This window comes from Pigmentiphaga soli, assembly GCF_039541095.1.
GTDB classification, from domain to species: Bacteria; Pseudomonadota; Gammaproteobacteria; order Burkholderiales; family Burkholderiaceae_B; genus Pigmentiphaga; species Pigmentiphaga soli.
In genome coordinates this window covers 272655-281416 of the sequence record NZ_BAABFO010000004.1, presented here as the reverse complement: position 1 = coordinate 281416, position 8762 = coordinate 272655, and the positions used below count along the sequence as shown (strand labels likewise).

Annotated in this window: 7 protein-coding genes; 1 reads left to right on the top strand and 6 read right to left on the bottom strand. The window is 72.8% G+C overall.

Going from position 1 to position 8762, the window contains the following annotated elements:
- Nucleotides 1–77: 77 nt before the first annotated feature.
- The 6 genes from ABD927_RS06345 to ABD927_RS06320 all read right to left on the bottom strand — a co-directional run bounded on the left by ABD927_RS06345 (nucleotide 78) and on the right by ABD927_RS06320 (nucleotide 7455).
- Nucleotides 78–815, bottom strand: a complete 738-nt coding sequence (locus ABD927_RS06345; RefSeq protein ID WP_345247439.1) for a c-type cytochrome — start codon at nucleotides 813–815, stop codon at nucleotides 78–80.
- Entirely contained in the window at nucleotides 812–1339 is a 528-nt protein-coding gene (locus ABD927_RS06340; protein ID WP_345247437.1) for a DUF3341 domain-containing protein, read from the bottom strand. Before ABD927_RS06340 ends, ABD927_RS06345 begins: the two co-directional genes overlap by 4 nt.
- Nucleotides 1339–2775: an NrfD/PsrC family molybdoenzyme membrane anchor subunit gene (gene nrfD / locus ABD927_RS06335; protein ID WP_345247435.1), complete on the bottom strand. Its 1437-nt coding sequence runs from the start codon at nucleotides 2773–2775 to the stop codon at nucleotides 1339–1341. Before nrfD ends, ABD927_RS06340 begins: the two co-directional genes overlap by 1 nt.
- Nucleotides 2768–5725, bottom strand: coding sequence for a 4Fe-4S dicluster domain-containing protein (locus ABD927_RS06330; RefSeq protein ID WP_345247433.1), 2958 nt, complete (start codon nucleotides 5723–5725; stop codon nucleotides 2768–2770). Before ABD927_RS06330 ends, nrfD begins: the two co-directional genes overlap by 8 nt.
- A 2-nt stretch (nucleotides 5726–5727) precedes the next feature.
- Nucleotides 5728–6378: a cytochrome c3 family protein gene (locus ABD927_RS06325; RefSeq protein WP_345247431.1), complete on the bottom strand. Its 651-nt coding sequence runs from the start codon at nucleotides 6376–6378 to the stop codon at nucleotides 5728–5730.
- Nucleotides 6379–6543: 165 nt separating this feature from the next.
- Complete coding sequence (locus tag ABD927_RS06320; RefSeq protein ID WP_345247429.1) at nucleotides 6544–7455, bottom strand: LysR family transcriptional regulator; 912 nt, start codon at nucleotides 7453–7455, stop codon at nucleotides 6544–6546.
- A 125-nt stretch (nucleotides 7456–7580) separates the two neighbouring features.
- Between ABD927_RS06320 and ABD927_RS06315 the strand changes: the two genes are divergently transcribed.
- A complete protein-coding gene (locus ABD927_RS06315; protein ID WP_345247427.1) occupies nucleotides 7581–8666 on the top strand; it encodes a mandelate racemase/muconate lactonizing enzyme family protein in 1086 nt (361 codons plus the stop codon).
- The last annotated feature ends 96 nt before the right edge of the window (nucleotides 8667–8762 follow it).

Here is an 8762-nt window from a genome sequence, read left to right as displayed (position 1 = left end):
CCGGCGGCGGGGCGCGGCGGCGCCGCCGGCGGCCCGCGCCTGGCGGCGCGCCGCATCGGTGAAGTGTCCGGGCGAATTCATCGCGTCGGCTCCCGGTTGCGTGCGTCGCCGCTTCCCCCCGCGCCCGCATCGTCCGCGCCGCCGGTGTGCACATCGCCCGCGCCATCGGCCGCCAGCGCCGCCTGCGCGCGCGCCCGGGCCTGCGGCGGCAGCGCGGCCAGCTCGGCATGCTGGCTCAGCTGCAACGCGCGCACGAAGGCGACGATCGCCCAGCGGTCGGCCGGTTCGATGCGGTTGCCGTAGCGCGCCATCACGCCGAAGCCATCGCTGATGACGTCGTAGATGTGGCGGTCGGGCGCCGCCAGCAGGCGCGCTTCGCCGAACGACGGCGGCGCCGGGAAGCCGCGCCGGACCACGCGGCCGTCGCCGTCGCCGGCCGGGCTGTGGCAGGGCAGGCAATAGCCGGCGTACAGTTCGCGGCCGTGCCGCAGCATGGCCAGCGTGACCGGCCCGGGAATCGCCTGCGCGCGGTCCGCGGCCGCCTGGCGCTCCGCTTCCTGCCGGCCCAGCCGTCCGCCGCTGGGATCGGCGGCGGGGCCGCTCGCATAGGGTTCGGCGCCGGCCGGCGGCACGCGCGCCGAGCTGCCGTCGGGAAACAACGGGTTCTGCCGGTACGGGCGCGTGCGCGGCTGGTCGTACATGTTCTGCGCGGCGCGCTCGCACGAGGCCGCGGCCAGCGCCGCCAGCATCGCGAGCGCGATGCGTCCGGCGCGCAGCGCGCGCGACTTCGGCATGCGATGGGAACGGCGCGTCATTGCCGCACCTCCACCACCGCCACGGGGGCGAGCGGGGCCAGCAGTCGCCGCGCCGCCTCCGGCGCCAGTTCGTCGCCGCAGCGCAGGCACAGGAAGAAACGATCGCGGCTGGCCAGGTCGAAGTCGGGCGCGTCGAACACCGGATGGTTCAGCCGCGGCAGGCCGTTGGCGGCCAGCATGCCGATCACGGCCGCCAGCGCGGCGCACAGCACGGTCAGCTCGAACGCCACCGGGATGAACATCGGCCAGCTGTGCAGCGGCCGGCCGCCGACGTTGATGGGGTAGGCCACCGCGGCCGCGTACCACTGCATCAGGTAGCCGCCCACGCCGCCGGCGATGCCGGCCAGCAGGGTGACGCGCGGCATCGCGCTGCCCTTGTGGCCCAGTTCCTCCGCCAGCCCTTCCACCGGCATCGGCGAATACGCCTCGACCCGCCGCGCGCCGGCGGCCCGCACCGCGCGCGCCGCCGCCAGCAGCGCCTCGGCGCTGCGGAACTCGGCCATGATCCCGTAGAGCGCCGCCATCACGTTGCCGCCGTGCTGCCGGTCTCGCGCACCTGGGCGCGCATCTCGGCCATCGAGATCAGCGGCAGGAAGCGCACGAACAGCAGGAACAGCCACGCGAACAGCGCCACCGACCCCAGCAGGAAGGTCCAGTCCCACGCGGTGGGCAGGAACACGCCCCACGACGACGGCAGGAAATCGCGGTGCGTGCTCTGCACCACGATCAGGAAGCGCTCCATCCACATGCCCAGGTTGACGACCAGGCTGATCGCGAACAGCCCGCCCACGCTGGCGCGCACGCGGCGCAGCCACAGCAGCTGCGGCACCAGCACGTTGCAGGTGATCAGCGACCAATAGACCGGCGCATACATGCCCGTCCAGCGGTCGGTCATCATCGCCTGCTCGAATTGGTCGCCGCTGTAGAAGGCCATGAAGGCTTCGGCCGCATAGCCGTAGGCGACGATGGCGCCGGTGGCCAGCAGCACCTTGGCCGCCAGCGCCAGGTGACGGGCGGTGATGAAGGCCTCGAGCCGGTAGAAATGGCGCAGCGGAATCGCGATCGTGACCACCATCGCGAAGCCGGAGAACAGCGCCCCTGCCACGAAATAGGGCGGGAACAGCGTGGAGTGGTAGCCGGGCGTGTTGCCGATGGCGAAGTCGAGCGACACCACGGTGTGCACCGACACGACCAGCGGCGTGGCCAGTCCTGCCAGCAGCAGATAGGCCGACTCGTAGCGCGCCCAGTGGCGGGCCTCGCCGCGCCAGCCGAGCGCGAACAGGCCGTAGGCCAGCCGCTTGCCGCGGCTGCGCGCGCGGTCGCGCAGCGTGGCCAGGTCGGGGATCAGGCCCACGTACCAGAACAGCAGCGACACGATCAGATAGGTGCTGATCGCGAAGATGTCCCATACCAGCGGGCTGCGCCACTGCGGCCACAGGTCCATGCGGTTGGGGTAGGGGACCAGCCAGTAGAAGAACCAGGGCCGGCCCAGGTGCAGGATGGGGAAGAGCCCGGCGATGCCGGCCGCGAACAGCGTCATCGCCTCGGCGAAGCGGTTGATCGAGGTGCGCCAGCGCTGGCGCAGGAGCAGCAGCACGGCCGAGATGAAGGTGCCGGCGTGGCCGATGCCGACCCACCAGACGAAGTTGGCCAGCGCGAAGCCCCATGCGACCGGGATGTTGACGCCCCAGAGCCCGACGCCAACCGCGAACAGCCAGGCCGACGCGCCGAAGAACACCAGCGTGCCGGCGAAAGTTGCCAGGAACAGCACGCGCCAGCGCCACAGCGGCCAGCCGCCGGCATGGCCCTGGCCGCGCGCCAGCACGATGCCGGCGATCTTGTCCGTAATGCTGGCGTAGGCGGCTTCGGCGGCCGCCGGCGACGGGGCGCGGATCGCAGGCGCCGCCGGCGGTGGCGGCGGCCGGCCGGCGCGCGGTTCGTTCATCGGCGGCTCAGTCATCGGAGCCCTCCAGGGCCGCGTCCGGATCGCCGATGCGCGCCAGGTAGCTGGTGCGCGGGCGGGTGTCGAGTTCGGCCAGCAGCTCGTAGGCCCGCGCCTGGCGCCGCGTGCGGGCGACGCGGCTGGCGGCGTCGTTGAGGTTGCCGAACACGATGGCGCGGGTGGGGCAGGCCGCCTCGCAGGCGGTGACCACCTCGCCGTCGGCGATCCGGCGGCCCTGCTTCTCGGCCTCGATGCGCGCGCGGCTGATGCGTTGCAGGCAGTAGGTGCACTTCTCCATCACGCCGCGCTGCCTGACGGTCACGTCGGGGTTGCGCGCGGCGGCGGCGTGCGGATCGGTCCGGTCGCTGTATTGCCGGAAGTTGAAGCGCCTGACCTTGTACGGACAGTTGTTGGAGCAGAAGCGGGTGCCGACGCAGCGGTTGTAGACCTGCACGTTCAGGCCTTCCGGGTCGTGCATGGTGGCGCCGACCGGGCACACCAGTTCGCACGGCGCGTTTTCGCAGTGCATGCAGGCCACCGGCTGGAAGGCCGGCGCGGCGCCGGGGCCGTCGTCGTAGTGGTCGATGCGGATCCAGTGCATGATGCGGCCGCGCGCGACCTCTTCCGGCCCGACCACGGGGATGTTGTTCTCGGCCTGGCAGGCCACGCTGCAGGCGTTGCAGCCGATGCAGGCGTCGAGGTCGATCGTCATGCCCCAGGCGTAGCCCGGGTAGGCCACCGGCGGATAGAGCGACGGCGGCGGCTGCGGCGGCGGACGTTCGCCGGCCGCCTGCTCCGGCGTGCGCGTGCGCACGATATCGCGGCCGTGGGTGGCGGTTTCGGTCTGGCTGCGGGCGAAGGCGTGGCGGCGCCCGGTGGGCGCGATGGTCACCGCGGCGGTGGGCAGCGGCGCGCCGGAAGGCCCGATGCGCTGCAAGGGATAGGCGTCGAAGCCGACGCCGTCGCCCACCCGGCCGGCGTGCCGGCGGCCATGGCCGAGCGGCAGCGTCAGCGCGCCTTCGGCATGGCGCCGCAGCACGAAGACCGGCGCCTCGACCGCGCCGCCGCCCGCGCTGCTTATGCGTACCACGTCGCCGCTCGACACGCCGGCCGCGCGCGCGGTGCGCGGGCCCAGCAGCGCGGCGTTGTCCCAGGTGATCTGGGTGAAGGGGCGGGGCAGTTCCTGCAGCCAGGCGTTGTTGGCGCGCGAGCCCGTGCCGGAAGACGGGTCGGGGACGAATACCGCGGTGAGCGCGAGCGCGGAGGCCGGTTCGTGCCGCGCGCCGGCGGTCGCCGCTTGTGCGGCATCCGCCTCGGGCGCGCCTTGCCTATCCGGGGCATGGAACGCAGCGCCCGTCTCCGATGGCGGTGCGGCTGCCGGTCCCGGCAGCGGCGCGGGCCGCGAATCGGCGATGTAGCCGGCGCGCAGGGCCGCGGTCCAGCGGTCGTCGAAGCCGTCGCCCCATTGCTGCCGCCAGGTCGCGCGCACATGGTCCCACGCGCTCGCATCCTCGTCGCGGATCAGCAGCCCCAGCAGCGTATGCGGCGACCAGCCGCCGTACAGCGGCGCGATGACCGGCTGCGCGATGCAGGCGGTGCCGTCCCATGCGCGGGCGTCGCCCCAGTCCTCGAAGTCGTGCGCGCGCGGCAGGTGCCAGGCGGCGGCGCGGCCGGTTTCGTCGCGGTACAGGCCCAGGTGCACGCTGAACGGCACCCGCGAAAGCGCATCGGCGAATGCCAGTTCGCCCGGCGCGTCGTATGCCGGGTTGGTATCGACCATGACCAGGGTATCGACGCGCCCGGCGCGCATGTCCGCCACCAGCGCAGGGAGTTCTTCCGGACCGGCATTGGCGTCAGGGCCGGCGCCCGTATCGGCGTCCGCGCCGGCCTCGTCCCCGAAGACGGGCATGGCCTCCACCGTGCGCCCCAGGTTGCCCAGCGCGGCATCGATGCGCCAGGCCAGTTCGTGCGACGCGGGCGTCAGCGCCGGCCCGGCGATCACCGCGCCATGCCCGCGCTGCGCCGCGAGCTGGGCGGCCAGCGCGTCGATCCAGCGCGCGTCGGGATGGTCCGGATCCGGCGTGCCCGGCGCCGCGCCCAGCCGCCGGGCAAGCCGCAGCAGCAAGGCATCGATCTCGGCCGGCATGCGCGCCAGCCGGCCGTCGGCCTTGGCGCCGGCCAGTCCCGGCGTGGTCTCGGCCACGTACAGCCGGGCGCGCTGCGACGCCTGCCGCGCCTGGGCGAAGTCGCGCGCCTGGCGCGCCGCGGCGGGGCCTTCGGCGAACGGGTCGGCGCCGAAGACGGCCACCACGCGTGCCCGGTCCAGCCGGTACACCGCGCGCGCCGGCCGGCCGAACGCCCGCTGCGCGCCTTCTTCGGCCGCGGCATCGCGCGCGGGATCGTGGCGGTGCCAGCGCATGGCCGGATAGCGCCGGCGCAGCTCGCCGATCTGTCGCAGCAGCGTGGGCGAGGTCACGGTGCCGGTCAGCAGGCGCAGCCCGGCGCCGTCGCCCACCCCGTCGAGCCGGGCGCGCAGTGCCTGCCGGAAGTCCTGGCGCGCCGCGATCGCCGCGCCATGCGCGACGTGGGTGGAGCGGTCGGGATCCCACAGTTGCAGGATGGCGGCCTGCGCCACGGCATCGGCCGCGCCCAGCGTGGCGGGATGCGAAGGATTGCCTTCCACCTTGGCCGGCAGGCCGGTATGGGTTTCCACCAGCACGCCTTGCGCATAGCCGTCGCGCAGCAGCGTGGCCGCGTAGAACACCGGCTCGCCCGGCACCATGCCCTCCGGCATCCGCACATAGGGCAGGACGGGTTCGGCCGGCGGCCCGCTGCAGCCCCCGGCCGCCAGCGCCGCGGCCGCGCCGAGCCACTGCAGCAGCGCGCGCCGCGCCGGATCGGCGGGCGCGTCCGCCGGCCCGGCCATGGGCGGCAGCGGCTCGATGCGGATGTGTCGGCGCGTCGTCATGGTCAGCGATGGCAGGTGGAGCAACTGGTCAGGCGGTCGCTGCCTTCCAGCTGGAAGATGTCGCGCAGCCGCGCCATGTCGGCGGCCGACAGCGCCGGCGGATCGCGCATGACCATCACCTGGTCGGGCGGGCCGACGTGGCGGCCGGGCGCGCGATGGCAGTCCAGGCACCACTGCATCTCGATGGGCTGCGGCCGCAGCAGTTCGGGCATCTTGTCGACCCGCCCGTGGCAGGTGACGCAGGCCACGCCCTTGGCGACGTGCACGCTGTGGTTGAAGAAGACGAAGTCCGGCACGTCGTAGACCCGGCGCCACGCGACAGGCTGCCCCGTGCGCGCGCTCTCGTGCAGCGGCGCCAGCGCCGGCGAATCGCGGAACAGCACCGAATGGCAGCTCAGGCACACCTCGGTGGCGGGCAGGCCGGCCGTGGCCGAGCGCTGCACGGACGAATGGCAGTACAGGCAGGAAATGCCGTCATCGCCCACGTGGTGACGGTGGCTGAACGGAATCGGCTGCGGCACGCCCACGTCGGGCGCCACCGAGGCGGTCATGCGCCATACGGCCACCGCGACCGTGGCGCCCACGAAGACCGCGATGCCGAGCAGGGCCAGCTTGACGGTCAGGACGGCGGCATGGTCGAAGGTCTGGGGCATGGCGGTCGCGGCGGAGAAGGCGCGGGCCTCTCGGCAAGCGGCGTGCCAGTGCCGGGACGGCCCGGCAGTGCTGTGGCCGAGCAGATTCGACAACGCGTTCAGCGCACGGTCAGAAGGAGCGTGAAGGAATTACCGGCGCAATGTAGAAATGCCCATGCCGGCGCCTCAGCCCGGAGCCACCAGCGACAGCCGGTTCTTGCGTGACCGCAGCACGCCCAGCACGGCCTGGGCAGACGGCGCCGGGCAGCCGCCCACCGGGAACACGGCGCCGAATTCGCGCCGCAGCAGCAGTTCCGGCGCGTGGATCTCGCGCAGCAGCGGCCGCAGGTTGCGCCCGCGCAGGTGCTGGCGCGACACGAAGGTGAGCAGGTCCGTGCGTTCGACCAGGCCCGGCATCAGGGTGACCAGCCCCGATTCCACCTCCACCCGCGGATGCGGCAGGCGGCGCCGCTCGAAGGCCCGGTCCAGCCAGCCGCGGATCGACACCGAATGCGGCGGCAGCACCCAGCCGAATTGCGCCAGCTGCGCCAGCGACGGCCGCGCGATCCGGCACAGCGGGTGGTCCTTGCCGGCGGCCACCACCACTTCGTCCTTGAAGATGGTGAGGGTTTCGAACTCGGCGTCGAGTTCGGTCAGCGGACCCACCAGCAGGTCCAGGTCGCCCGCCCGCAAGGCCGCGCGCAGCGGGTCGTTCAGCCCCAGCACCAGTTCCAGCGTGACGCGCGGCGCCTGGCGCCGCACGGCGCTGACGATCTGCGGCAGCAGGTATTCGGCCGCGGTGGCCGTATGGCCGATGCGGACGTGGCCGGCCAGGCCCTGCGCGATGTCGCCCAGTTCGCGCACGGTGTCTTCCATCGCCCGCCGCAGCATGCGGGCCCGCGCCAGCAGCGCCTCGCCCACCGGCGTGAGCCTGAGCCGGCGCCCGTTGCGCTCGAACAGCGGCGCGTTCAGGCCGGCCTCGAGCCGCTGCAGGCATTTGCTCAGCGCCGGCTGGCTGCGGAACACGCGCCTGGCCGCCTCGCTCAGGTTGCCCGCCTCGGCGATGGCTTCGAAATAGGCCAGGTCGCGCAGATCCATCTATTCGTCCCGGTAATGGAAACATGAAAATTAGAGAATGGACGAAACCGTCCCGGCAGGTCAACATCTGCGCCACGCGCGGCCCCGCCGCCCTTTCTCCTGCCCGCCGCAAGCGGCCCGAATCCATGAAAATCACCCGACTCCGACGCCTTCCCCTCAGCATCCCGCTGCCGCGCCCGATCCCCAGCGCCAAGACCATCATCAAGTCGATCGACTGCCTGGCGGTCTTTCTCGATACCGACGAAGGCCTGGCCGGCGAAGGCCTGGTGTTCACGCTCAACGGCCTGCGCCTGCCGGTGCTGGACCAGATGATCGCCAGCTTCGAGCCGCTGGTGGTCGGCACCGATCCCGGCATGGGGGGCGCCTTCGTATCGCGCGCCTGGGCCGACACCGCCTTCCTCGGCCGGCCCGGCGTGACGGCCGTCGGCCTGGCGGCGATCGACATGGCCCTGTGGGACCTGCGCGGCAAGGCCGCCGGCATGAACGTGAGCCGGATGCTGGGCGCCTACCGCGACGCGCTGCCGGTCTACCGCAGCAACGGCCTGCGGCTGTCGGCCGGCATCGACCAGATTCAGGCCGAGGCCGAGGCCTTCATCGAGCAAGGCTTCCGCGCGATCAAGATGTCGCTCGGCATGCCGTCGATGGACGACGACGTAGCGCGCGTGCGCGCCGTGCGCGAGGCGATCGGTCCGGACATCATGCTGATGGCCGACTGCAACCAGCAGTTCACCGCGCCGCAGGCGATCCGCCTCGGCCGGCGGCTGGAAGAATACGGCCTGGCATGGATCGAAGAACCCGTGCCCAGCCGCGACCACGCCGCCGAAGCCGCGGTGGCGGCCGCGCTCGACACGCCCATCGCCAGCGGCGAGAACGAATACACCAGCGCCGGCATGTTCGACATGCTGCGCCAGGGGTCGGCCGATATCCTGATGCCCGACATGCAGCGCATGGGCGGCCCGACCGAAGTGGTCAAGGCGGTGCTCCTGGCCGAGGCCTTCAAGGTGCCGGTCTCGCCGCACCTGTTCAGCGAGATGACGCTGTCGCTGGCGGCGGGGCTGCCCAACGTGATGATCGTCGAGTACGTGGCCTGGTTCGAGAATCTTTATTCGAGCCGGGTCGAGCTCGACGGCGAAGGGCGGGCCAAGGTGCCGGCCGGGCCGGGCTGGGGCATGACGTTCGACCCGGACGCCCTGGCGCGCTTTGCTGTATAAGGCCCCCCCTGCGCGCTTCGCGCGTCCCCCGAGGGCACAGGCGGACCGGCGGCGCCGGATCCGCCGTGCCCTGGATAGCGGCGCGACTCAGACCAG